Annotated in this window: 21 protein-coding genes; 7 read left to right on the top strand and 14 right to left on the bottom strand. The window is 74.9% G+C overall.

The genetic code is table 11. The features are described 5' to 3' along the window. Positions 1-98: 98 nt before the first annotated feature. Positions 99-572, bottom strand: coding sequence for a MarR family winged helix-turn-helix transcriptional regulator (locus tag GA0070606_RS12115; protein WP_091098067.1), 474 nt, complete (start codon positions 570-572; stop codon positions 99-101). Positions 573-631: 59 nt separating this feature from the next. Here GA0070606_RS12115 and yczE point away from each other — a divergent pair, with 59 nt between their 5' ends. Further along, entirely contained in the window at positions 632-1,258 is a 627-nt protein-coding gene (yczE, locus tag GA0070606_RS12110; RefSeq protein ID WP_091098064.1) for a membrane protein YczE, read from the top strand. 220 nt (positions 1,259-1,478) lie between these two features. After that, a complete protein-coding gene (locus GA0070606_RS12105; RefSeq protein WP_091098060.1) occupies positions 1,479-2,558 on the top strand; it encodes an adenosine deaminase in 1,080 nt (359 codons plus the stop codon). Positions 2,559-2,594: 36 nt separating this feature from the next. Here the strand turns inward: GA0070606_RS12105 and GA0070606_RS12100 are convergent, their stop codons facing one another. Next, positions 2,595-3,200: an ATP-binding protein gene (locus tag GA0070606_RS12100; protein WP_091098057.1), complete on the bottom strand. Its 606-nt coding sequence runs from the start codon at positions 3,198-3,200 to the stop codon at positions 2,595-2,597. A 193-nt stretch (positions 3,201-3,393) separates the two neighbouring features. Here GA0070606_RS12100 and GA0070606_RS12095 point away from each other — a divergent pair, with 193 nt between their 5' ends. From GA0070606_RS12095 to GA0070606_RS12080, 4 genes are all read left to right on the top strand, one after another. After that, complete coding sequence (locus GA0070606_RS12095) at positions 3,394-7,035, top strand: sensor histidine kinase (RefSeq protein ID WP_091098053.1); 3,642 nt, start codon at positions 3,394-3,396, stop codon at positions 7,033-7,035. Beyond that, a complete protein-coding gene (locus GA0070606_RS12090; RefSeq protein ID WP_067370442.1) occupies positions 7,032-7,436 on the top strand; it encodes a roadblock/LC7 domain-containing protein in 405 nt (134 codons plus the stop codon). The genes GA0070606_RS12095 and GA0070606_RS12090 overlap by 4 nt, the downstream gene beginning before the upstream one ends. A gap of 95 nt (positions 7,437-7,531) precedes the next feature. Next, positions 7,532-7,909, top strand: coding sequence for a DUF742 domain-containing protein (locus tag GA0070606_RS12085; RefSeq protein ID WP_030329021.1), 378 nt, complete (start codon positions 7,532-7,534; stop codon positions 7,907-7,909). Position 7,910: 1 nt separating this feature from the next. Beyond that, on the top strand, positions 7,911-8,504 hold the full coding sequence (locus GA0070606_RS12080; RefSeq protein ID WP_091098050.1) for a GTP-binding protein: 594 nt from the start codon (positions 7,911-7,913) through the stop codon (positions 8,502-8,504). Between the two features lie 80 nt (positions 8,505-8,584). Here the strand turns inward: GA0070606_RS12080 and GA0070606_RS12075 are convergent, their stop codons facing one another. The 3 genes from GA0070606_RS12075 to GA0070606_RS12065 form a co-directional block, all read right to left on the bottom strand. Next, positions 8,585-9,808, bottom strand: coding sequence for an ABC transporter substrate-binding protein (locus tag GA0070606_RS12075; protein ID WP_091098046.1), 1,224 nt, complete (start codon positions 9,806-9,808; stop codon positions 8,585-8,587). A gap of 128 nt (positions 9,809-9,936) precedes the next feature. Next, entirely contained in the window at positions 9,937-12,282 is a 2,346-nt protein-coding gene (locus GA0070606_RS12070; RefSeq protein WP_091098042.1) for a transposase, read from the bottom strand. A gap of 40 nt (positions 12,283-12,322) precedes the next feature. Further along, positions 12,323-13,267 (bottom strand): DNA primase, encoded by a 945-nt coding sequence (locus tag GA0070606_RS12065; protein WP_091098038.1) that lies wholly within the window; start codon positions 13,265-13,267, stop codon positions 12,323-12,325. Between the two features lie 117 nt (positions 13,268-13,384). Between GA0070606_RS12065 and GA0070606_RS12060 the strand changes: the two genes are divergently transcribed. Next, entirely contained in the window at positions 13,385-13,726 is a 342-nt protein-coding gene (locus GA0070606_RS12060) for a PadR family transcriptional regulator (protein WP_091098034.1), read from the top strand. Between the two features lie 121 nt (positions 13,727-13,847). Here the strand turns inward: GA0070606_RS12060 and GA0070606_RS12055 are convergent, their stop codons facing one another. From GA0070606_RS12055 to GA0070606_RS12015, 9 genes are all read right to left on the bottom strand, one after another. After that, positions 13,848-14,552 (bottom strand): permease prefix domain 1-containing protein, encoded by a 705-nt coding sequence (locus tag GA0070606_RS12055; protein ID WP_091098031.1) that lies wholly within the window; start codon positions 14,550-14,552, stop codon positions 13,848-13,850. A 90-nt stretch (positions 14,553-14,642) separates the two neighbouring features. Continuing rightward, the gene (gene cydC / locus GA0070606_RS12050; RefSeq protein ID WP_091098028.1) at positions 14,643-16,454 is read right to left on the bottom strand and encodes a thiol reductant ABC exporter subunit CydC; all 1,812 of its coding nucleotides are present in this window, start codon (positions 16,452-16,454) and stop codon (positions 14,643-14,645) included. After that, the gene (gene cydD, locus GA0070606_RS12045; protein ID WP_091098024.1) at positions 16,451-18,124 is read right to left on the bottom strand and encodes a thiol reductant ABC exporter subunit CydD; all 1,674 of its coding nucleotides are present in this window, start codon (positions 18,122-18,124) and stop codon (positions 16,451-16,453) included. The genes cydC and cydD overlap by 4 nt, the downstream gene beginning before the upstream one ends. Next, positions 18,121-19,128 carry a cytochrome d ubiquinol oxidase subunit II gene (locus GA0070606_RS12040; RefSeq protein WP_091098020.1) on the bottom strand — a complete coding sequence of 336 codons (1,008 nt, stop codon included), beginning with the start codon at positions 19,126-19,128 and terminating at the stop codon, positions 18,121-18,123. Before GA0070606_RS12040 ends, cydD begins: the two co-directional genes overlap by 4 nt. A gap of 9 nt (positions 19,129-19,137) precedes the next feature. Next, positions 19,138-20,388 carry a cytochrome ubiquinol oxidase subunit I gene (locus tag GA0070606_RS12035; RefSeq protein WP_091098018.1) on the bottom strand — a complete coding sequence of 417 codons (1,251 nt, stop codon included), beginning with the start codon at positions 20,386-20,388 and terminating at the stop codon, positions 19,138-19,140. A 130-nt stretch (positions 20,389-20,518) separates the two neighbouring features. Beyond that, positions 20,519-21,424: a M56 family metallopeptidase gene (locus tag GA0070606_RS12030; RefSeq protein WP_091098014.1), complete on the bottom strand. Its 906-nt coding sequence runs from the start codon at positions 21,422-21,424 to the stop codon at positions 20,519-20,521. A 10-nt stretch (positions 21,425-21,434) separates the two neighbouring features. Next, positions 21,435-21,902 (bottom strand): BlaI/MecI/CopY family transcriptional regulator, encoded by a 468-nt coding sequence (locus GA0070606_RS12025; protein WP_091098011.1) that lies wholly within the window; start codon positions 21,900-21,902, stop codon positions 21,435-21,437. Between the two features lie 791 nt (positions 21,903-22,693). Beyond that, on the bottom strand, positions 22,694-23,518 hold the full coding sequence (locus GA0070606_RS12020) for an aldehyde dehydrogenase family protein (protein WP_091098008.1): 825 nt from the start codon (positions 23,516-23,518) through the stop codon (positions 22,694-22,696). Beyond that, positions 23,511-24,941 carry an aldehyde dehydrogenase family protein gene (locus GA0070606_RS12015; protein ID WP_091098005.1) on the bottom strand — a complete coding sequence of 477 codons (1,431 nt, stop codon included), beginning with the start codon at positions 24,939-24,941 and terminating at the stop codon, positions 23,511-23,513. The genes GA0070606_RS12020 and GA0070606_RS12015 overlap by 8 nt, the downstream gene beginning before the upstream one ends. Positions 24,942-24,945 lie beyond the last annotated feature (4 nt).

Raw genomic sequence — 24,945 nt, 5'->3', positions numbered from 1 at the left:
GTCGGCTTTCCTTGTCGCCGCTGACGCTAGGCAGCCGGACGGGTCGATTCGATGGTGCGCGCACGCCAGCCCGATGGTGGTGCCCGCACCACCATCGGTCAGCCTCGCGCGCCGTCCCGGCCGGTGAGGTGGTCGACCACGCGGTGGCTCAGCGCGTCCAGCGCGGCGACCTCGTCGGGGGTCAGCAGGTCGATCAGGTGCCGGCGGACCGCCGCGACGTGACCGGGGGCGGCGGCCTCGATCGCCCGCCGGCCCTCGGCGGTGAGCGCGACGACCGCGCCCCGGCCGTCGGTGGCGCACTCCTCGCGGGTGACCAGGCCGCGCTGCTGCATCCGGGTCAGGTGGTGGGAGAGCCGGCTGCGGGACCAGAGCATCCGGTCGGCCAGCTCGCTGAGCCGCAACCGCTGGTCCGGGGTTTCGGAGAGGTCGGAGAGGACGTCGTAGTCCGGCTCGGAGAGGCCGGCGTCCCGCGCGAGGTCGCGGGCCAGCTCCAGGTCGAGGAGGCGGCGCATCCGCCGGTACCCCCGCCAGGCGCGCTGCTCCCGCTCGTCGAGCCAGCGTGGTTGGTCCACGAGACGCATCGTAGTCATCTTGTTGACATGTCATCAACCGGTTCTCTAAGGTGAGTGACATGTCAACGAAATTGCCGGGCCGGCTGGCCCGTCTGCTGGGCGGCCTCGCGCTGTTCGGTGTCAGCGTGGCCCTGATGGTCCGCGCCGACCTGGGCCTCGCGTCCTGGGACGTGCTGCACCAGGGGCTCGCCGAGCGGACCGGGCTGAGCCTCGGCCAAGTGGTCAACCTGGTCGCCGTGGTAGTGCTGCTGCTGTGGATCCCGCTGCGGCAGCGCCCCGGGTTCGGCACCGTCGCGAACGTGGTGGTGGTCGGGTTCGTCGCCGACGCCGCGCTCGCCCTCGTGCCGCCGGTGCTCCCGGTCGCCGGCCGGATCGGCCTGCTGGTCGTCGGCGTCCTGCTCAACGGGCTCGCCACGGCCCTCTACCTCGGCGCGCGACTCGGGCCGGGGCCGCGCGACGGCCTGATGACCGGACTGGCCGCCCGTGGCCTGCCGATCGGGCGGGCACGCACGGCCATCGAGCTCGGCGTGCTCGCGCTGGGCTGGGCGCTCGGCGGCACCGTCGGTCCCGGCACCCTCCTCTTCGCCGTCAGCATCGGCCCGCTGGCGCAGCACCTCATCCCGAGGTTCACCGTGCCGGCCCAGCGTCGGCCCGCCACGGGAGCGACGCCGCCACGCCTCGCCTGAACGTTCGTCGGCGCCGGTGCCCGGGCCGCGTGGGTCGCCGGACCGGCGGCCGGTTCGCCCGGGGGTGGGCATCGGCCGGGCCCGGCAGATCACCGCGCCGGAGCTGCCCGCCGTCGCCCCGCCGCAGGTGCCGGCCTCCCACCGCCGGTCCCCGCTGGGTCCCCGCCGGTCCCCGCTGGTCCCGTCGGCCGGTGCGGGCGCGGCCGACTAGGGTCTGAGCATGGTCGCGACAATCCGTTACGAGGACATCGTCAAGGTCCCGAAGGCGCTGCTGCACGATCACCTCGACGGCGGCCTGCGGCCGGCGACGATCGTCGAACTGGCCGCCGAGGTGGGCCACGAGCTGCCCACCACCGATCCCGAGGCGCTCGGCCGGTGGTTCGTCGAGGCGGCCGACTCCGGCTCCCTGGAGCGCTACCTGGAGACGTTCGCGCACACCGTCGCCGTCATGCAGACCGCGTCGGCGTTGCGCCGGGTGGCCCGGGAGTGCGCCCAGGACCTGGCCGCCGACGGGGTGGTCTACGCCGAGGTGCGCTTCGCCCCCGAGCAGCACCTGGAACGGGACCTGACCCTGGACGAGGTGGTCGAGGCGGTGCTCGCCGGCTTCGTCGAGGGCAGCGCGCTGGCCGCCGAGGCGGGCCGGCACATCCGGGTCGGCACCCTGCTCACCGCGATGCGGCACGCCGCCCGCTCGCAGGAGATCGCCGAGCTGGCCGTGCGGCACCGGGACGCCGGGGTGGTCGGCTTCGACATCGCCGGCGCCGAGGCGGGCTTCCCGCCCACCCGGCACCTGGACGCCTTCGAGTACCTCCAGCGGGAGAACTTCCACTTCACCATCCACGCCGGCGAGGCCTTCGGCCTGCCGTCGATCTGGCAGGCGATCCAGTGGTGCGGGGCGGACCGGCTCGGCCACGGCGTGCGGATCGTGGACGACATCACGCCCGGACCGGAGCCGGTGCTCGGGCGGCTGGCCGCGTACGTGCGGGACAAGCGGATCCCGCTGGAGCTGTGCCCGTCGTCGAACGTGCAGACCGGCGCCGCGCCGTCGATCGCCGAGCACCCGATCGGGCTGCTGCGGGACCTGCGGTTCCGGGTGACGGTGAACACCGACAACCGGCTGATGAGCGGCACGTCGATGTCGCGGGAGATGGCCCTGCTGGTGGACGCCTTCGGCTACGGCTGGAAGGAGCTCCAGTGGTTCACCATCAACGCCATGAAGAGCGCCTTCATCCCGTTCGACGAGCGGCTGAAGATCATCGACGAGGTGATCAAGCCCGCGTACGCCAAGCTGCTGGGCTGATCACCGGCGGTCCCGCCGCGGTCGCGGCGGCGGGCGTCACGGGCGGTGCGGGTGGCCGGCGAGCAGGCCGGCCACCCGGCGCAGCACCTCACCCGCCCGGGCGGCCTCGGCGCCGAGGCCGGTCTGCCGGCGCAGCACGGCCGGCTCGGTGCGCAGCAGCGTCAGCCCGCGGCGGACCAGCACCCGGGGCGCCTTGCGCTGCTCGGACAGGTCGCGGGCCAGCCGGCGGACGAAGGTCGCGCCGCGCGGCCGGCGCAGGGCGTACGCCCCGGCGAGCACCCCCCGGCGGCGGCACTCCTCGACGATCTCGGCCGCGAAAATCCCTTCGGCCACGAAAAGTGGCGAACCGGCCAGGTCGAACGGCCGGGTGGTCACCCGGCGGTCCTCACCGATCGCATAAACCGGCACATCGGCCTTGCCCTCGGTGGCCAGTCGGGTAATCGTCTCCACGGCGGCCTCGGCGTCCCAGGAGCGGGGCGACTCCCAATCCACCAGGTCGTTCTGTCGTGGCAGCGTAGGGTCATCGCCGTTCTTGTAGAAGTCGTCCAGGCACAGCACCGGAAGGCCGGTTCGCCGTGCGATGTACGACTTTCCCGAGCCGGAGGGGCCGGCGAGCAGGACAACGCGGTGGGGGTGATCCATTACCTTCAGTGACTCCGGCCAGACAGACTGCGATCAAATTGCATCAACATCTCATCACACCTCGCGTGACGGCCAACCTGGGCTTTCTCTTTTTAGGGTGGCGTGATGGAATCTCGGATGGTCCGACCCGCTGGGTCGGCCGCTGGGCGTTGTCCGAGGGCAACGCGGACGTTGAAATGTCGAGGGCGGTGACGTGAGCAAACGGCCAAAGACGGCGGGCTCCTTCCTGTCGCGGCTACGCCGGCCCGCCGGTCGGCTCCGCGACATGCCGATCTGGTCCAAGCTCGGTCTCATCATGATCGTGCCGACCATCGCCACGGTCGTCGTGGGCACCAGTGGCCTGGTGGACCACCTGGAGACGCTCAACAACGCCAACCGGGCCGGTGACCTGGCCAACCTCGTCGGCTACTCGGGTGACCTGGTCGACACGCTCCAGGACGAGCGGACCAACGCGCTGCGCCTGCTGGGCGTGCCGAAGGGCCAGGACGCCGCCCGCTTCAAGCAGGCCTACGAGGAGGCCAACGGTCGGGTCGACAAGGCCTGGGGGCCCTACTCGCAGCAGCGCGGCGAGGTCGAGGACCTCCCGGCCAACTTCGAGACCCTGCTCCGCGAGATCGACCAGACCCTGACCGACCTTCCCGGCACCCGCAGCCAGGTCTTCAACGGCAAGCTCGGGCTCGTGCCGGCGATGCAGGCCTACGACGGCCTCATCGACAACCTGCTGAGCGTCCGCGACTCGGCCACCCAGCTCGCCGGCGACAACGAGCTGAGCGACCAGATGCGCGCGGCCACCGCCACCGCCCGCAACAAGGAGTTCCTGTCCCGCCGCCGGGACGTGGTGCACCGGGCGTTCATCCAGCAGCGGCTGACCCCCAACCTGCGTAACGAGTACATCGCCGCCAGCACCGGCTCCAGCCAGTGGCTGCAGAGCTTCCGGGTGGTGGCCAGCCAGCCCGAGCAGGAGTACTACGCCCAGGTGGTCGCGGGCCCCGACCTGCGCGAGGCGAACACCTACAACAGCTGGCTCAACGGCATCACCACCGCCGACAGCCTGACCGGCGCGCCGTTCGACGCGGACGAGTGGGACGCGGCCATGGTGGCCAACGCCAAGCTCATCCGCACGGTCGAGTCGAAGATCGACAGCGACGTCGTCGCGGTCGCCGACGACCTGCGCTCGGACGTGCAGCGCCAGGTGTTCCTGGAGACCGGCCTGCTGCTCAGCATGCTGCTGCTGGCCATCCTCTTCGCCTACCTGGTCGCCCGCTCGATGGCCCGCTCGCTGCGCGACCTGCGGCAGGGCGCCCTCTCCATCGCCCAGTACGGCCTGCCCCAGGCCGTGGCCCGGCTGCGCGACCCCCAGGTCACCGGCCAGCTCTCCCCGGTGCAGCTGGCCAACCAGATCGCCGAGCCGCTGCCGGTGCGCAGCAAGGACGAGTTCGGCCAGGTGACCGAGGCGTTCAACGCGGTCCACCTGGAGGCCGTCCGCACCGCCGCCGAGCAGGCCGCGCTGCGCGCGTCCGTCGCGACGATGTTCGTCAACCTGGCCCGCCGCTCGCAGATCCTGGTCGACCGCCTGATCGGCCACCTCGACCGGCTGGAGCGCGGCGAGGAGGACCCGGACCGGCTGGCCGAGCTGTTCCAGCTCGACCACCTGGCCACCCGGATGCGCCGCAACGACGAAAACCTCCTGGTGCTCGCCGGTGCCGACTCCACCCGCGTGCAGCGGGAGCCGGCCGCGCTGATCGACGTGCTCCGGGCGGCCCAGTCCGAGGTCGAGCACTACACCCGCATCGAGTTCGGGGTGATCGACCGCGACATCGAGGTCTCCGCGCACGCCGTCAACGACCTGGTGCACCTCGTCGCCGAGCTGTTCGACAACGCCACCGCCTTCTCGCCGCCGGACTCGCACGTCATGGTCGAGGCCCGCCGGGTCGGCGACCGCGCGTCGCTCTACGTGGAGGACCGGGGCATCGGCATCAGCCCCGAGCAGCTCCACGAGCTCAACGAGCGGCTCGCCACGCCCCCGCAGGTGGACGTCGCCGTCTCCCGGATGATGGGCCTGGTCGTGGTCGCCCGGCTGGCGTCCCGGCACGGCGTCAAGGTCGAGCTGCGGCCCGGCACCGACCGGGGGACCGTGGCCGAGGTGGTCATGCCCACGTCGGTGCTCGTGCCGCGGGCCCTCTCCGGCCGCGTGCAGTCCTCGCCCGCGCTGCCCGCTCCGGGCGCCCAGGCGTCCGGCCCGGCCCCGGCCTTCGGCGGGCCGTCGTCGGGCCAGGCTCCCGCGTTCGGCGGGGCGCCCTCCGGCCCGGCCCCGACCTTCGGCGCGCTGCCGGCGCTCGGCCACCGCCAGCCCAATCCGACGCCGCCGCAGCGATCCGGCGAGTCCGGCAACCAGGTCACCCTCGGCGGCCGGCCGTTCGACCCGGCCCCGCGCAACGGGGCCGGCACGCCGGCCTCGGCGGGCGGCGCGCGCTCCATGCCGGCCTGGTCCGACCTGACCGGCGCCACCGGGACCACCAACGGCGAGACCTTCCGCCCCCGCACGTCCAACGGGCAGCCGATCGACCCGCTGCCGCAGCGGCGTGCCGGCGACGACCCCGGCGCGACCGGCCAGCAGGCCGCCGTTCCGCGGCAGCTGCCCAGCAGCCCCGAGGCCCGGCCGTACTCGGCCCCGCCGGTCCCCCCGGTGTCGGCCCCGCCCGTCCCGCCGGTCTCCGGGCCGCCGTCGCACTACGCCGGCCCGCCGGTGTCGACCCCGCCGATTCCCTACTCGGCGCCCCCGGTCTCCGGCGCTCCGGTCTCCGGCATGCCGGTCTCGGCGTCGCCGGTCTCCGGTCACCCGGTCTCGGCCGCGCCGTTCTCCGGCCCGCCGGTCTCGGCCCCGCCGACCGGCCCGCTGCCCCAGCGCCCGGTTCCCGGCGCGCCCGGGCCGAGCACCCCGGCGCCGCCGGCCTGGCCGCCGGTCGCCGGGGCGGAGCGCGACGCGGTGACCCCGCCGGTGCCCGAGCGCCTCGCCGCCGCGCTGGACATGACCACCGAGCTGCCGCGGGTGCCGCGCTCCGGCGCGGACACCCCGGGTGCGCAGGCCGCTCCGGCTCCGGCCGCTCCGGCCCCCACGCCGACCCCCGCCCCGGTGCCGGCCGCCCCGCCGGCGCGGCCGAACACCCCGCCGCAGGCCCAGAACCGGCAGCGGTACGCGGACGAGACGATGGAGCTGCCGATCTTCCGGGAGCTCGAGTCGGCCTGGTTCCGTACCCGTCGGCCGGGCCCGGAGGAGGCGGCGCCGGCCGCCAACGGCGCCGCGACCCAGCAGTTCGCCCGCGTCGACGCCAGCGGTCGAGCCGTGCAGCAGACACCACCCGGGACAGGTAACGCACCGATGGCAGAGCAGTCGACGGCCGGAGGAGCGCCGCGCGAGAACGGATCGACGGTCAACGGGGGTGCCCGCCCCGGTGTCGCCGACAGCTTCGGTCACCGCCGGCCCCAGCAGCAGGGCGGCGGCTGGCAGACCGCCGCCGACGACGGGTGGCGCGCGGCCTCCGCGGCGAGCGAGGTTCCGGTCGCGGCGACCACCTCGACGGGGCTGCCCAAGCGCACCCCGATGGCGCAGCTCGTGCCGGGTGCGGTGGAGAAGCCCACCACCTCGGTGCAGCGGCGTACGCCGGAGGGCGTCCGGGGCCTGCTCTCGGCGTACCACCGGGGCGTGCAGCGGGGGCGTACGTCCCCGTCGGACAGCAACCCGACCAACCCGGAGGCGACTCCGGGAGGGCAGCAATCCTCGCAGTCTGGCTCAGGCCCGGTGGCCGGGAGCGGGCAGAAGGAGCAAGAACGATGACAACTACGCAGGATCTCGGTTGGCTGCTGGCCAACTTCGCCGACCGGGTGCCCGGTGTCGCGCATGCGGTCGCCGTCTCCGCGGACGGTCTGCTCCTCGCGTCGTCACGGGATCTCCCGCGTGACCGGGCCGACCAGTTGGCCGCGATCGCGTCCGGCCTCGTCAGCCTCACCCAGGGTGCGGCCCGCTGCTTCGAGGGAGGCGCGGTGCTGCAGACGGTGGTGGAGATGGACAACGGCTTCCTGTTCCTGATGTCCATCTCGGACGGCTCGTCGTTCGCGGTGCTGGCCGCCCGTAGCTGCGACGTCGGGCAGGTCGGCTACGAGATGGCCCTCCTGGTCGACCGGGTGGGCGACGCGCTGACCCCGCAGCCGCGTGCGGCTGCGGGCATGCTGGGCTGACGACCTGCTGACCGTGAGGTCGGCGGGGCGGCAACGACAACGACGACAGGCTCCCTCGGGAGCAGGTGCCGGGTACGAAGGAGGTGAGCGGCGACATGGCCGATCGTGACGAACCGACCGGAGCGTTGGTCCGTCCATACGCCGTGACCCGCGGTCGTACCCGCCCCCGTCTCGACATCGCGCTGGAGGCGCTCGTCGAGACGACGGTGCGCGGCCGGGCCGCTGCCAATGGCAACGGCGGCCAGGGCCGCGAGCACCAGTACATCGCCGCGCTGTGTGACGGACGTGTGCAGTCGCTCGCCGAAATCGCGGCGCGGATGCAGCTCCCGCTCGGTGTGGCCCGGGTGCTCATCGCCGACATGGCGACGGACGGCCTGGTCGCGGTCCACGAGCCGACCATCCTGGACGACTCGGACGACGCGGTGGGCACTGAACTGCTGGAGAGGGTGCTGAGTGGACTTCGCAGGCTCTGACATGTCGCACCGGCCGCCTGCCCCGAGCGGGCGCGTGACGTCGGCGAAGATCGTTATCGCCGGTGGATTCGGCGTCGGCAAGACGACGCTGGTCGGCTCGGTCTCGGAGATCACGCCGCTGACGACCGAGGCGATCATGACCTCCGCCGGCGTGGGCGTCGACGACACCCGGCAGGTGCCGGGCAAGACGACGACCACGGTGGCGATGGACTTCGGCCGCATCTCGATCGACCGCGACCTGATCCTGTACCTGTTCGGTACGCCGGGTCAGACCCGGTTCTGGTTCATGTGGGACGAACTGGTGCGCGGCGCGATCGGAGCGGTGGTGCTGGTGGACACCCGCCGGCTGGCCGACTGCTTCGCGGCGATCGACTTCTTCGAGCACCGGCGGCTGCCGTACCTGGTGGCCATCAACTGCTTCGACGGGATGCAGTACCACGACCCGCAGGACGTCCGGGACGCGCTCGCGATCTCGAACGACGTGCCGGTGGTGGCCTGTGACGCCCGGAACCGGGAGTCGACCAAGCACGTGCTGATCTCGCTGGTCGAGTACGTGCTCACCATGCGGCGCTCGCGCGCCGTCGCACCGGCCTGATCGAACGACGAGCGCCCGGCGTCGGCTTCGGCCGGCACCGGGCGCTCGTCGCTGCCCGCGCCCGGTGCGGGCGCCGACGGTCAGGACACCCGCGTCCAGGTGCCGGAGCTGACGGTGTAGAGGCCCAGCGATCCCTGGTCCATGCCGCCGTGCCGGATGGGGGTGAAGGAGTACATCCCCACCATCCCCTCGGTGACCTGGTTCTGCAGGAACGCCCGCAACCGTCCACGGTCGACGCTGGTGGACAGGCGCGCCGCGTCCGCGATGAGCTGCAGCGCGTCGGACGCGTACGGGGCGAAGCCGCTGAACCCGCCGTGCAGCTGGACGTAGCGGTAGACGAAGTCCTTACGCAGCAGCGCCGACATGGTGGTGTTGGCGAGCATCGCCCCGCCCAGCGAGACGGGGTGGACGGCGTACGCGCCCTCCATCGTGGCCGCGTTCCCGCCCTGGAGGGTCTCCTCGGCGACCGCACCCGCGTCGAGGAACACCGGACCGTCGTACCCGGCCCGGCGCAGCGCACCGACGGCGGCGGCGGAATCCGGGGCGGTCGCCCACACCACCACGCCGTCCGGCCGGGAGGCGGCCGTCGACCGGGCCGCCCGGCGGAAGTTTTCGCCGGTGCGGGGCAGCCGCGTGCTGGACACCAGCTCCAGCCCGGCCGCTCGCAGGGCCGCTGACGTGGCCCGTACGCCCGAATCACCGTGCAGCCCGTGCTGGGCCAGCACCGCCACGCGGCGCAGCCGCTGCGAGGCGATCAGCCGAGCCAGCCGCCGCGCCATGTCGCCGCCGTCGGGGGTCAGCTTGAAGACGTACGTGCGCTGGGCCAGCGGCAGCACGATCCCGTCGCCGAAGCCGAGCGAGACGAACGGCACCCGCTCCCGCTGCGCCACGGTGGCGAGGGCGACGGAGGTCTCCGCCATGGTCCCGCCGAGCAGGGCGTGCACGCCGGTCTCGCGGGCCAGTTCGGTGACCTGCCGGGCCGCCAGTCGGGCATCGCCGGCGTTGTCGCGCACCTCCAGCCGGACGTTGCGGCGCAGGTTGCCGATGGGCACGCCCTTGTCGTTGAGCGTTTCGAGGGTGATGTCCAGCGCGCGTCGCTGGAGCACGCCGAGCGCGGCGCCGGGGCCGGTCAGCTCCAGGCTGACCCCGATCAGCAGTTCCTGACCGCCCGGCGCGACCGTCCTGACCGGATCTCCCTCGCCCGGCTCCTCGCGCCCGCAGGCGCTGAGCAGCAGAGTGCCCGCCGCCGCAGCCAGCAGGCCGCGACGGGTGAGCACGGAGGGACCGGTTGCCGATGTCGCCACGAGTCGCCTTCCCCCCGGCGACCCCTGCCGCCGGCCGTTCCGCCGGTATGCTCCCGGCCGCCGCGGCCCGGCGTCAAATTATCCGGGTGTGGGCAGGGACACGCAGGTGGAGGGCGGTTTCCCGGCGATCAGGAGCGGTATCCGGCGGAACGGTACTCGTATTCCCGGTCGTCGTCGCGGTCGCCGGTGTCGCGGGTGAAGTCCCAGCCGCCGGCGGCCTCCCGGCCGGGTCGACCGCCGACCGCGAACCCGCCGATCTCCTGCCCGCGACGCCAGCCGCGGAAGTAGCCGGTCGTGTTCTCGGCGAGGCTCGCCGCGTCCCGGACGATCCGCAGGGGACGCTCGTCGCGCAGGGGCGACCCGGGGACGAGGTTGGCCTGCGGGACCCGCTTGGGCAGCCCGGCCCGCGTCTCGGCGCCGACCGCCGGGCGGGCGGCCTGCTCGGCGGCCTGCCAGCCGGTGTCGGCCGTGGTCGACCAGTCCAGGTCGGACTCCTCCGTGTGCCCCACGAACCAGGCGGACTTGGCCTGCGCGAAGATCAGCAGATCGCCGTCGCCCTCGTCGGAGACCGGCGGGGGCCGCCGCTCCACGGGGGGCGCCGGCCGGTGCTCGGCCGCCGTACGCTCGGGGCTGGGGGCCGGCCGGCCGCTGCGCCCGGCCTCCTCGCGGTCGACGAGCCGCAGCGGCGGCGTCTCCGGCTCGGCGGGCTGGCCCGGCCCGTCGCGCAGCGCGCGGTCGGCCAGCGGCGGCGGCTCGACCAGGCGCAGCATCGGAGGTTCCTGGGGCAGGTCGTCGGCCAGCCAGGGTGGGGTCACACGCCGCTCGGCACCCGGGTCGGTCGGCGCGTCGACGCCGCGCCCGCCACGGTCGCCGTAGGAGCCGACGACCGGGTTCGTGGCGGAGCTGTCGGACGGGTCCTCCGGGTTGTTGACCAGCGGCCAGTTGGCCCGCGAGCCGGGGGGAGCGGAGTCCTGGTCGGGCCGGGGGGTGGGCACGGGGACGCTGAGGTCGGTGGCGCTGAAGCCGCCCGTCGGCGTCGGGGGTTCGCTGCTGGTCTTGGGCCGGGGCGGGATCACGGTGCGTTGCCGCTCGGCGCGGGCGCTCTGGATCGCCGCGGTGGTCAGCGTCGGCCGGAACGGCTCCCCGGCCTCGGCCGGCGGGACCGTGCCGCGCTGTGCCGGGGCGATCGGGGTGATGCCGGGCGGCGGGGGCGGCGGCGCGGAGACCGGGCGGTTGGTGGGGCCGTCGACGCGGCTCGGCGCAGCGGCGGGCCGCGACGGCGGCGCGGAGACCGGGGGACCGGCCACCGCGGCCGGGGTCACCGGCGCCGGGGCGACGGGCGGCGGGGTGATCGGGGCCGGGGCGACCGGCGGGGGGCCGAGCGGCCGGGGCGCGGGGGGCGGCGTCGCGCCGGAGACGGGCTCCGGCCGGCTCCGCCGGCCGCCGGTCGGGGCCGGCTCGGGCTCGGTGGGCCGGGCGGGGCGCAGGCCTGCCCCGGTGGGGGCGAGGCCGGGCAGGTCGCCGACCGGCTCACCGCGCCGGGCCGCGGCGCGGCGCCCGGGTGCCGGCTCGGCGGGCGCGCCGACCCGGGAGTTGAGCGCGCCGACGAGGGCCTCGCAGCCGGCGTCGCAGGCGCGGACGGAGGCGACGGCCTGCCGGACGGTCTCCGCCACGGCGGAGGTGAGCGCGCGGTTGACGGTGGCGCGTCGCGGCGTCTCGCTGATGGCGACCCGCAGGGCGGTCACCGCCTCGGTGAGCTGCTCGGCGCTGGCGACCCCGTCGGCGGCGAGGTGCGCCGCGACCGCGTCGGCGGCGACCGAGACCTCGCGCCCGGCCAGCATGCCCGGCTCGGGTAGTGCGTCCAGCACCGCCAGCGAGACCGGCTCGGCCGGGTCCGGATAGGCGCGCAGCGCGGCCGGGTAGAGCTCGCGGAGCACCTCGCGCAGCGCGACGGCGGCGGAGTGCCGGCCGCTGGCCAGCGCGGCGTGCGCGGCGAGCACCTGCTTGTATCCCGCGAGGTCGCGGGGAGCCGGGAGGGTGACGGCGGAGAGCGCGCCGGCCTGCAGGGCGCGGGCCAGGCCGACGGCGCGCCGCTCGGCCGGGGGTGACTGCATCTCCTCGAGGGAGTCGTCGTCGGCGAACCGCTCGGCGAAGTCGTCGACGGAGTCGTCGTCGGCGATCGCCAGGGGACGACCCGCGGCGCTGAGCAGCGAGGTGACCGTGTGGTCGTCGCTGTCGGCGGCGATCGCCGCTCCGCTCGGCCCGCCCGACCGCTCCACGAGCAGCGCGACCAGCTGGGCGTAGCCAGCCGGGTCGTCGCCGATCTCGCAGACGTGCAGCAGACGGCCTGCGTCGTCGACCACAGCGGACGTCAGCGTCGAACCGGCCGAAGCCGATCGGTCGGCCGGATCCGCCGAGGCCAGACCGCAGTACACGCGCACGAGCGCCACGGCGTCGTCCTCCTCCCGGGACACAAGGCTTTCACTGCCAGAGACTGATGCTCCCCGTAAAGGGTCAGTCGCGCCAGTCCACGACCGCAGAGATCTTGCCGACAATGGTGCGCCAACCGAGACTTGCGGTTTGTGCCCCGATTTTCTTCAGCCGCCGCCGGCCGAAGAAACCGCCGACGCCGCCGTCGACCGTTGCGCGCAGCGCCTCGTCCAGATCGTCGAGGCTGGAGCCGGCGGAGAGCATGTCCAGCACGGCGGGCAGCCGCAGCGCGTACGCCAGGTCGCGGGCCACCTCGCCCGCCTCGATGAGCAGCGTCGGGTCCCAGGTGTCGTGGCCGCCGCGGAGGTTCTCCACCACCAGGTCGAGTTCGTAGATGTCCTCGTCCAGCGGCGCGATGTCGGCCGGTTCCACCCGTTCGGACAGTTCGTTCCAGCTGTCCAGTTGAGACAGGTCGTTGGGCGCGCCGGAACGGATGAAACTGACCAGCGACTCGGGGGTCTTGAACAGCAGCAGCTTGCCGCGGTGGCTGAGGAAGACCGGGACCTCCTCGTCGCCCGCCTCGTCCTCGGCCTCGGCGACCGCCGCGGCGTCCTCGTCGTCGGCGACCTCGCGACGGGTCTTGCCGTCCTCCTCGTCGCTCTCGGCGAACTCCTGGGCGACGTCCTCGTCGAGGATGACGACGGTCTCGTCGTCCTCCTCCTCGTCCTCGTCGACGGCCTGGCGGCGGGCCAGGAACGGATCGTCCTGGTCGCGCTCGGCGACGTCGGTCGGGGTCAGCTCCCGCGCCGGCCGGTAGGCCCGCAGCGTGTAGCCGGTGCCGGCGGGCAGCGCGATCTCCACCGGGTCGATCCGCAGCTCGTCCCAGAGGGCGCGGGCGGCCTCGGCGGAGACGGTTGCGGTGTCGGACTCGGCCGGGTCGTCCACGTCGTCGAGCTCGGGCTCGTCGGCGTCGGGCCGTTGGGGCGACTGGCGGGCCACGCTGACCTCCGTGTGCTTCGGGTTGCCCACCCGCCGGCGTCCGCCGCCGACGAGTGACTCTGGGCACATACCCTAGTGGGCGGCTCCGGGGGCCGGTGCCCGCACCCCGGTGGCGGAGCGGCCCGTCGACAAGTAGGCTTGCTACGCATGAAGGCCCAGGCGCTGCACGGACACCTCGACGCGCTGCTGCTCGCGGTGCTGGAGCAGGGCGCGCTGCACGGCTACGCCATCATCGAGGCGCTGCGGGCCCGCAGCGACGGCCAGCTCGACCTGCCGACCGGCACCATATATCCGGCGCTGCGCCGGCTGGAGCGGGCCGGCCACGTGGCCAGCACCTGGAGCACCGTCAACGGCCGGGAGCGGCGGACCTACCAGCTCACCGACGCGGGGCGGCGGGCGCTGGCCGGGGAGCGGTCCGGGTGGCGCGAGTTCAGCAGCACCGTCGGCCGCTTCCTCGACACCGACACCCCGCCCACCGCCCCCGCCTGACGCCGCCCGGCGCCGGCCCCGTCCGGCGGCATCCCAGCTCTCGCACGAGACGACCGCGCCAGGCCGCGCCGATCGCGAGGAACCACGCACCGGTCGGGGGCGCGAGGGGCCGGCCGTCCGGTCAGGCGGCCGGTGCCGGCGTGGACGACCGCCCGGTCGAGCGGACGGCGAGCAGCCAGGTGCGGGCGGCCCGGCCGAGCCACAGGTGGCCGGCGGCGGCCACCGCCGCGCCGACGAGCATGGGCGGCCAGGTGAGGGCGGCCTCCCACAGCCCCATCGACCACGCGAAGAGGCCCGCGCCGGCCAGCACGCTGAGGGCGAGGACACCGGTCAGGGCCGTGCCCACCGCCCGGCCGACCGCGTCGCCGCCGCGCGGTGCCCACCGGCCCGCCCCGGCGAGCAGCAGCCCGGTCGCCGCCAGCACGAACGCGACGGCCCAGATCCAGTCCACCGAGGCCGACAGGAGCACGTAACCGGCCGGCGGGCGGGGGCCGTCGCTCCAGCTCGCTCCCTGCCAGGTCAGGTCGCCGGCCACGAACGCGACCACGGCCAGCCCGACGACCCGCAGCGACAGCCCACGCAGCGCCCCCACCGTCAGCTCCGCCTGGTAGGCCGGAACCAGTTGCGCCGGGGAGCCGAACTCGGCCACCGCCCGCCGCTGGGCCTCCGCCGCCGGCAGCCCGTCCTCCCGGTACGCGTCGACGGCGTCCAGCAGGCCGTGCCTCGCCTCGGTCAGCAGGTCGGACTTCAACCGGCGCGGCCCACGCAGGCTCGCGTCCAGCTCCCGCAGCCGTTCCTCCACCACCGTCGCGTCGTCGCCCCGCATGGCACCACCCTGGCACGGGCGGCCGACGGACGTCGTCCGGGACAACCCTGGCCCGACCCGGAGGTGCGGGATCGGGGAGGGGCGCGACGGTCAGGGCCGCAGCGCCAGGTATCCGCGTTCGGCCGCGTCCTGGAGCAGCCACTGGTCCCGGTACCAGCCGGGGGCGGCGACCAGCTCGGCGTGCCGGCCGCGCTGGACCACCCGGCCCGCGTCCAGCACCACGATCTCGTCTAGGTCCGCCAGCCCGCTGAGCCGGTGGCTGATCAGCAGCACGGAGTGCCCGGCCGGGGTGGCCGCCAGCGTCGAGGCGAGCACCGCGTCGGCGGCGGCGGGGTCGAGCCCCTCGGTCGGCTCGTCGAGCACCAGCACGCCCGGCGCCGCCAGCAGTGCCCGGGCCAGCGCGAGCCGCTGCCGCTGGCCGCCGGAGAGCTGGCCGCCCTCCTCGCCGACCACCGTGTCCCAGCCGTCCGGCTGCTCGCGTACCCAGTCCAGCAGGCCGGCCGCCGCCGTCGCCGCCGCCAGCTCGTCCTCGTCGGCGCCGGGCCGCCCGAGCAGCAGGTTCTCCCGGACGGTGGCGTGGAAGACGTACGCCTCGGCGAGCAGCCCGCCGACCGCGCGGGGCAGCTCCCCGGCCCGGTACGCCGACAGGTCCCGCCCGTCGAGGGTGACCTGCCCGCGCTCCGGGCGCACCGACCCGGTGAGTACGGCGGCGAGGGTGCTCTTGCCGGCGCCGCTCGGGCCGACCACGGCCACCCGGCGGCCGGGCGGCAGGTGGAGGTCGAAGCCGTCGAGGGCGGGCGCGGCACCCTTCCGGTACCGCACGGTCACCTCCGCGAACCGCACGTCGTGCGGGCCGGGGCCGACCGGCGTGTCGCCGGACTCGGGCGGCGCGGCCGAGGAGCCCAGCAGGGCGGCCACCCGGGACAGGCCGGCGCGGAGCTGGGTCCACTGCCGGCCCGCCCCGACCAGCGCCAGCGCGATCTCGACGGCGGCGAGCGTGCCGACCGCCAGCACGCCGACCAGCACCCCGTCCACGTCCGCCGCGAGGGCGGCGAGCACCACCGCGCCGGAGGTGAGCCCGGAGACCAGCACCCCGGCGGCGTCGACGGCGAAGCCGGTGGCGGCGAGGCGCCGCTCCAGCCGGACCAGGCGCCGGGCGCGTCGGTCGGCCGCCTCCAGCGCGTGCCCGGTGGCGCCGAACGCGGCCAGGTCGGCGGCGCCGTGGGTGAGGTCGACCGCGTCGACGGCGAGCGCGCCGCGCAGGGGGGCGAGTTCGGCGGCAGCGCGCCGGGTCAGCGCCGTGGCCAGGGCGGGCAGCGCCACGCCGGCGACCAGCAGCCCGACGGCGAGCGCACCGGCGGCGGCCGGCGAGATCAGCGCCGCCCCGCCGACCGCGACCGCGCTGACCAGGGCCGCCGCCGAGGCCGGCACCAGCACCCGCAGCAGCAGGTCCTGGACGGCCTCCACGTCGGAGACGAGCCGGCTCAGCGCGTCCCCCGAGCGCTGCCGCAGGGTCGGGCGGGCGGCGAGGGTGGCGAACACCCGGGCCCGGACGTCGGTGATCATCCGCAGCACGGCGTCGTGCCCGGCGAGCCGCTCGGTGTAGCGGAGCACGCCCCGGCTCACGGCGAGCGCCCGGACCGCGACGATCGCCACGGTGAGGCGGTCCAGCGGGGGCCGGCCGGCGGCGCTCATCAGCAGCCAGGTCGCGGTGGCCATCAGGGCGAGGCCGGCGAACTCGGTGGCGGCGGCGAGCAGCCCCGCGCCGAGCAGCCGGTCCAGGTACGGCCGGGCCAGCCGCAGGACGGTCCGCTCGGGGGAGCGGACGCGCGCCGGCTCGCCGGGGGCACCCGCGTCCGGTCGCGTTCCGGCGTCTCCGGCCGGCCTCGGCGCCTCGGTCATCGGGTCGCCTCCCCGGCCACCGTCGGGGTCAGCTCCGTGACCCGGCCGTCCTCGACCCGCAGGATCCGGTCCGCGTCGGCGAGCAGCGCCGGTCGGTGGGCCACCAGCACCGCCGTCCGTCCGGCCACCAGCCGGCGGGTGGCGTCGAGGACGACGGCCTCGCTCGCGGTGTCCAGCCGGGCGGTGGGCTCGTCGAGCAGCACCACCGGGGCGTCCCGCAGGAACGCGCGGGCCAGCGCGACGCGCTGCCGCTGTCCGCTGGACAGGCCGTGCCCGCGCTCGCCGAGGACGGTGGCGAGCCCTTCCGGCAGGCCGGCGACCACGTCGTCCAGGGCGGCGTCGTGGACGGCGGCGCCGAGGGCCGCGTCCGGGGTGTCGGGGGCGCCGAGCCGGATGTTGTCGGCCAGCGAGGCGGCGAAGAGGTGGGCCCGCTGCGGCACCCAGGCCACCTGGCGGCGCCAGGCGTCCAGGTCGGTGCCGGCCAGGTCCGTCCCGTCCACGGTGACCCGGCCGACGGTCGGGGCGACGAAGCCGAGCAGGAGGCCGAGCAGCGTGCTCTTGCCGGCGCCGCTCGGGCCGATGACCGCGATGCGTTCGCCGGGCCGGATGGTCAGCGTGACGTCGCGCAGGGCGGTGGTCCGCTCGTACTCGACGGTCACCGAGTCGAACCGGATCACCCCCCGGCCGTCGGGGGCGGCCCCGGCCCCGGCCGGCGCGGCGGGGGCGGCGGCCGAGAGGGTGAGTGCCTCGTCCAGCGCGGTCAGACCCTCCATGCTGGCGTGGAAGCGGCTGCCGGCCGCCCGCAGCGGCAGGTACGCCTCCGGCGTGAGCAGCAGCACCAGCAGCGCGGTCTGCAGCGTCAGCCCGCCGCCGAGCAGCCGTACGCCCACCGGCACGGCGACCAGCGCCACCGAGAGGGTGGCCACCAGCTCCAGCACCAGGGCGGAGAGGAACGCGATCCGCAGGGTCTTCATGGTCGCCACGCGGTGCCCGTCGGCCATCCGGCGGACCACCTCGGTCTGCGCCCCGGCCCGGCCGAACGCGCGCAGCGTGGGCAGCCCGGCGACCATGTCGAGGAAGTGCCCGCCGAGCAGCGAGAGCCGCCGCCACTGGCGCTCGGTGGCGGCCTGCGCCTGCCAGCCGAGCAGCGCGCCGAAGATCGGGATCAGCGGCAGGGTCGCCGCGATGATCAGCGCCGAGCCCCAGTCGGCGACGAAGACCCGCAGCAGCACGGCGACCGGCACGGTGACGCTCAGCACGAGCTGCGGCAGGTAGCCGGTGAAGTAGGCGTCCAACGCGTCCAGCCCGCGCCCGGCCAGCGTGGCGAGCTGCCCGGCGCGCTGGCCGGCGACCCAGCCGGGGCCCTGCCGCCCGACCGCGCCCAACAGCTCCGCGCGCAGCGCCGCCTTGACCGTCGCGGCGACCCGCGCCGACACCGTGCCCTGCGCCCACACCAGCACGGACCGGGCGGCCACGGCGGCGACGAAACCGGCCAGCGCGGGCCGGTCCAGCCGCCCGTCGAACGCGGTCGCCAGCAGCGCGGCCAGCGCGGTGGCCTGCGCGACGACCAGCCCCGCGGCCAGCACGCCGAGCAGCGCGAGCACGGCGAGGTCGCGCCGGGCCGCGGGGACCCGGCGCAGCAGACGCGGGTCGAAGGGACGGCGGTTCACCAGTACACCGGTGCCCTGCCGTCGGTCCGTCCCCGGAAAACCCACCAGCACATCGCCTGAAAGCCTAGTAGGGCCGGCAGGAGCGGCAGCGTCAGCCAGCCCAGCAGCCGCAGCGTGGGTGTGCTCGCCGCCGCGTCGGCCACGGTCAGGGACGCCCCGGGGTCGACCGTGGAGACCAGCGCGTGCGGCCAGAGGGCCGCGCCGACGAGCGCGACCGGCAGCGCGAGGGCCGCCCCGGTGGCGGCGAAGGCCAGCCCCGGCCGCCGCCGGGCGAGCGCCACCCGGGCCCCCACCAGCACCGACACCAGCAGCACCGGCAGCAGTGCGGCCGCCACGGGCTGCCCGACCGCGGCGCGTACGTCGGCGGAGAGCAGGCCCAGCGCGGTGGCCGCGCCGACGGCGACGAGCGCGACCGGGACGAGCCGGCGGGCCAGCCGCCCGACCGGCGCGGCCTCGGCGGTCGGCAGCCGGAGGGTGAGGAACGTCGCACCGTGCAGCGCGACCAGCGCGACGACCGCGAGCCCGGCGGCGGCCACGAAGGGGGTGAACAGGTGGGTCACGCCGGCGACGTGGCCGTCGGCGTGCAGCGGTACGCCCTGGAGCAGCCCGGCCAGCAGGGTGCCCCAGCCGAGCGCGGCGAGCACGCTGCCGACGACCACGACCCGGTCCCACGCGGCGCGGGCCCGTGCCCCGGCCGGCCGGCTGCGCAACTGCACCCCGACGGTCACCAGGATCACCCCGACCAGCGCGCCCGCCACGGCCGGGTAGAAGCCGGCGAGCAGTTCCCCCTCCAGCACGGGGAACGCGCCGAAGAGGATGCCGACGGCGGCCACCAGCCAGACCTCGTTGCCGAGGAAGAACGGGCCGACGGCGTTCAGGGCGGCGCGGCGGCGGGCCGGGTCGGCGCCCCGGGCGAGCAGCAGGCCGACGCCGTAGTCGTAGCCGCCGAGCACCAGGTAGGTGGCGAAGAAGAGGCCGAGCAGGGCGTACCAGGCGAGTTCCACGTGGTCTCCTCAGGCGAAGGCGGGCTCGGGGCGGTGGTCGGCGGGCGGCTGCCCTGGCCGGCGACCCAGCGCGGGGTCGGCCGCGCCCCGGGCGGCGTACCGGGCCAGTAGCACCCAGTTGGTGACGGCCAGGGCGCCGAGCAGCAGGCTGAAGCCGACGAGCGAGGCGAGCATCAGCCAGGGACTGACCGGCGACACCGCCTGGTCCACCGGCAGCAGCCCGTACGCGACCCAGGGTTGGCGGCCGACCTCGCGGGAGATCCAGCCGAGGATCACCGCGACGAACGGCAGCGGCAGGGCGAGCAGCACCAGCCAGAGGGGGAAGCGCAGCCGGACGGCCCAGTCCCGCCAGAGCAGCGGGAGCAGCAGCCAGAGCAGGCCGAGACCGAAACCGATCAGGACCATGAAGCCGAGGCCGACGCTGGCGAGCACCGGTGGGGTGTAGTCGCCCGGGCCGAACCGGGCGGTCCAGTCGGCGACCAGCTCGTCCGCCGCCGGGCCGCCGCCGAACTTGGTGGGCTGCACCTGCCCGACCGGGCCGAACTGGGCGAAGCCGAAGCCCTGCACCATGCTGATCGACAGCGCGGCGGTGACCAGGCCGATCCGCAGCGAGGTGCGGAACAGTGCGAAGTCCGGGGTGCGCCGGATCAGGTGCCAGGCGCTGACCGCTGCCATCAGCATTCCGCCGACCAGCAGCGCCGCGAAGACCACGTGGCCGAAGGCCATGCCGAGGCTGGGGTTGGTCAGCAGCGCGGAGAAGTCGGTGAGGTGGGCGACGCCGTCGCGCACCTCGTGGCCGACCGGGTTCTGCAGCCAGGAGTTCGCCACCATGATCCAGAAGGCCGAGGCGTACGCCGTGAGCGCGACGCCCCAGAGCAGGGCGAGGTGGACGCCCCGGCGCAGCCGGTGCCAGCCGAAGATCCACATGCCGAGGAACGTCGACTCCAGGAAGAAGGCGACGAGCGTCTCGATGGCCAGCGGTGCCCCGAAGACGTTGCCGACGTAGCGCGACAGGCCGCTCCAGTTCAGCCCGAACTGGAACTCCATGACGATGCCGGTGGCGATGCCGAGCACGTAGTTGATCACGTAGAGCTGACCCCAGAAGCGGGTCAGCCGCCAGTAGACCGGCTTACCGGTCAGCACCGCGGTGGTCTGCAATCCCACGAGCAGGGTGACCAGGCCGAGCGTGACCACCACGAAGAGGAAGTGGATCGAGGTGGTGGTGGCGAACTGCAGGCGGGCGAGGAGCAGCGTGTCCATGGCCGGCTCTCCGTACTGTCGGCTCACATGTCGTAGTCAGCCTACACGTAGTTTCTCTACCTATCAGCCCGGCAGGAACCCGCGACGACGCAGGGCGATCATGGGGATCGATGCCGCCCGGGGCGGCGGCCTAGCTGAGGAAGAGCGAGATCGGCAGGGCGGCCAGGGTGGTCGTCGCCGTCAGCGCGGCGGCCCCGATCAGCCGAGGCGGCCGGTCGGCGACGAGCAGCCGCTGCACCCGCACGTCGAGGTCCCGGTCGCCCATCCCGAGGGCGCCGGCCGGCGTGATCCGGTTGCCCGCCGCGGCGAACCGGCGCAGCGCGCCGGCCAGCGGCGCGTCGGCGTGCGCCTCCCGGGCCTTGTCGTCGGCCCGCATTTCCACCAGCAGCGCGACGCGCTCGTGCGCCGCGCGGACCCAGGCGAACCAGGGCAGTGCCCGGCACAGCGCGGTGAACGGCAGCAGCACCAGATCGTGCCGCTCCTGGGCGTGCGCCCGCTCGTGGGCCAGCACCGCCGCCAGTTGCTCCCGGTCCAGCAGGTCGAGCGTGCCCGCGCTGACCACCACCCGCGGCTTCACCCCCGGCAGGCAGTACGCCGCCGCACTCGGATGGTCGAGCACCAGCGCGCCGGGGACCGTCGGGTCCCGCCGGGCGACGAGGGTGAGCAGGTCCCGGTGCCGGCGCTGGGCGCGTACGGTGCCATGGATGCTGCGCACCGTCGTGGTCAGCAGCACCGCGCCGATGCCGAAGCCCACCCCCACGGCGGCCAGTTGCGGCGCGCCCACCCCGACGGGCAGGGTGCCGTGGCTCAGGTCGGTCGCCAGAGCGACCAGCGCGCTGCCGGTCGACCGCTCGTAGGCGGCCAGGCCCACCGCCATCGGCAGGCCCATCGCGGAGAGGCCGAGCGCCAGCCCCACCGCCTGCCAGCAGACGATCGCCACCCGAGGGCTGCGCCACGTCCAGGTGGAGCGCGCCAGCACCTGCGCGATCAGCCAGCAGGCCAGCATCGACGCGGCGAAGTGCAGGGCGTACGCCACGGCCGCCGCCCTACCGGTCCGCTGCCTCGTCGGCCCGGACCGGCCGGCCGGCCCGGTCGGTCGGCGCCTCGATCCGGTCGGTCAGGCCGTCCTGGCGGCGCCCGGTCTGCCCGGCGGCGGCCTCGGCGCCGAGCGCGGCGCGCAGCACCTCGGCCTCGGTGCCGGTCACCGAGCGGGCGAAGCGCACCAGCGCGGCGTCCCGGCTGCCGCCGAGGTCGAGGGCGTCGAGCATGAGCTGGGCGATGTGCGCCTCGCGGCTGGCGGCGGCCCGGTAGCGCCAGGCCCGCCCCTCCCGCTCGCGCTGGACCATGCCCTTGCCGGCGAGCCGGTCCAGCACGGTCATCACCGTGGTGTACGCCAACTCGCGGCCGTCCAGCGCGTCGGCCACCTCGCGCACGGTGATCCCGTCCGACGTGGTCGGGACCGAGTCCCACAGCACGTCCATCACCGCACGTTCGAGATCACCGAGCCGAGTCACGCCGCAATCCTACCCCCCGTAGTACGACGTGACGTCGGGCACATCCTCGGCGGCGATCTGTGCAGGGATGCGGCGCGGGGCCGGCTCGCGTGGGGTGGCGGCGCCGGTTCGGGTGCGGGTTGCCCTCGCCGCCCTGTCGAGCTGAGTCGTTTACGACATCAGGCCCGGCAGAGCCTGCGAGCGGCGGCCACCGAGCCCGAGCCCGCCCAGCGCGGGGCGACACCGGTGAGCGACGAACCAACGGCAAGCCGTCGCGCGGCGGCGGCAGCAGCGGCTGGTGCGTCCTGCGGCCAGTAACCGTGCGGCGGCACCCGGGGTGGGCGGTCGGGTGCTGGGCGGTGGCTGGCGCACCCTGTGGCGAGCAATCGTGCGGCGGACAGCGGAGCGTCGAGCGGCGGGCCTTCCAGCGGCGGATGCCTGAGTCGTCTACGACATCAGCTCCACAGGGGCGACAGAGAGCATTCGGTGGCCCAACAGAGAGCATTCGGCGGGCCGAGCCGACGGCATCCGGCGGGCCGACCCGACGGCATCCGGCGGGCCGACAGGGAGCATTCGGTGGCCCAACAGAGAGCACCCGGCGGGCCGACCCGACAGCACCCGGCGGGCCGACCGATGCCCATCACCACCCGCGACCTGCCGGGTTTGCGGTCCCGCCCTGGACCATCCGCCGGCGTGCCTCCTGGCGCGGCAGCGTCGACCACGGCGCCTACTCGAGCCATCCGCGGGCCGGGGCGTGCCGACCGGCGCCGAGCCGGGGCGTCCGCGTCGGCGGACGCCCCGGTCACGCGTCCTCAGACGCCCTTCGGGTGCCAGACGGTCTTCGTCTCCAGCAGGCTGGTCATCCGGGTGATGCCCGGGTCGGCGGTCCAGTCGTGGTCGGACGGGGCCGGCCGGAGCACCCGCTTGAGGTTCTCCGCCGCCTTCACCTCCAGCTCGGCCGCCAGCTCGGCGTCGGCCACCCCGGTCAGGTCGACGGCGTTGACGTCCATGTGGGCGGCCAGCGTCGGCACGGTCTCGGTGATCCGGCCGGTGAGCAGGTTGACCACCCCGCCGGGCAGGTCGGAGGTGGCGAGCACCTCGGCCAGGGTCACCGCCGCCAGCGGCTGCGTCGGCGAGGTCGCCACCACCACCGTGTTGCCGGTGACGATCGCCGGGGCGATCACGCTGACCAGGCCGAGCAGCGCCGGGGACTCCGGGGCCACCACGGCCACCACGCCGGTCGGCTCGGGCGCCGACAGGTTGAAGTAGGGCCCGGCCACCGGGTTGGCGCCGCCGTACACCTGGGCGAGCTTGTCGGACCAGCCGGCGTACCAGACCCAGCGGTCCACGGCCGCGTCCACCTCGTTGCCGGGCACGCCGAGCGAGACGAACTGCTCGCGCCGGCCCTCCAGCATCTCGGCGACCCGGTAGAGGATCTGGCCCCGGTTGTACGCGGTCGCCCCGGCCCAGCCCTTCACGGCGGCGCGGGCGGCGACCACGGCGTCCCGCGCGTCCTTGCGGGAGGCGAGGGAAACGTTGGCGTCCTGCACGAGATACGACCGTCCCGACTCGCTGCGCGGGAACTTCCCGCCGATGAAGAGCTTGTACGTCTTGCGTACCGCGACCCGCTCAGACATTGAGGTAGCCCTCCAGCCCGTGCCGGCCGCCCTCGCGACCGTAGCCCGACTCCTTGTAGCCGCCGAACGGCGAGGTGGGGTCGAACTTGTTGAACGTGTTGGCCCAGACCACGCCGGCGCGCAGCCGGTCGGCCATCCACAGGATCCGGGAGCCCTTGTCGGTCCAGATCCCGGCCGACAGCCCGTACGGCGTGTTGTTGGCCTTCTCGACGGCCTCGGCCGGGGTGCGGAACGTCAGCACGGACAGCACCGGGCCGAAGATCTCCTCCCGGGCGATCCGGTGCGCCTGGGTGACTCCGGTGAAGATCGTCGGCGCGAACCAGAAGCCGCGCTCCGGCAGCTCGCACGGCGGCGACCAGCGCTCCGCGCCCTCGGCGGAACCGGCGTCGGACAGCTCCCGGATCCGGGCGAGCTGGGCGGCCGAGTTGATCGCGCCGATGTCGGTGTTCTTGTCCAGCGGGTCGCCGACGCGCAGCTGGGCCATCCGCCGCTTCAGCGACTCCAGCACCCGGTCGGCGACGTTCTCCTGGACCAGCAGCCGGGAGCCGGCGCAGCAGACGTGCCCCTGGTTGAAGAAGATCCCGTTGACGATCCCCTCGACCGCCTGGTCGACCGGCGCGTCGTCGAAGACGATGTTGGCGGCCTTGCCGCCCAGCTCCAGGGTGAGCTTCTTGCGGGTGCCGGCCACCGAGCGGGCGATGGCGCGGCCCACCTCGGTCGAGCCGGTGAAGGCGACCTTGTCCACGCCCGGGTGCTCGACCAGTGCCCGGCCGGTGTCGCCGGCGCCGGTGACGATGTTGACGACGCCGGCGGGCAGGTCGGCCTGCTGGCAGATCTCGGCGAAGAGCAGCGCGGTCAGCGGGGTCGTCTCGGCCGGCTTCAGCACCACCGTGTTGCCGGCCGCCAACGCGGGAGCGATCTTCCACGCGAGCATGAGCAGCGGAAAGTTCCACGGGATGACCTGGGCGGCCACACCCAGCGGACGCGGGTTCGCGCCGAAGCCGGCGTGCTCCAGCTTGTCGGCCCAGCCGGCGTAGTAGAAGAAGTGCGCGGCGACCAGGGGCAGGTCGACGTCGCGGGACTCCTTGATCGGCTTGCCGTTGTCGAGCGACTCGAGCACGGCCAGCTCGCGGGAGCGCTCCTGGATGATCCGGGCGATCCGGAACAGGTACTTGGCCCGGTCGCGGCCCGGCATCGGGCCCCAGACCTTCTCGTACGCGGCCCGGGCGGCGCGGACCGCGCGGTCCACGTCCTGAGCGCCGGCCTCGGCGATCTCGGCGAGGACCTCCTCGGAGGCCGGGTTGACCGACTTGAAGGTGCCGCCGTCGGTCGGGTCGACGAACTGCCCGTCGACGAAGAGCCCGTACGAGGGCTTGATGTCCACCACCGAGCGGGACTCGGGGGCGGGTGCGTATTCGAACATCGGC

Origin of the sequence: Micromonospora citrea (assembly GCF_900090315.1) — a bacterium.
GTDB lineage: Bacteria > Actinomycetota > Actinomycetes > Mycobacteriales > Micromonosporaceae > Micromonospora > Micromonospora citrea.
This window is presented reverse-complemented; position numbering and strand designations above follow the sequence as displayed.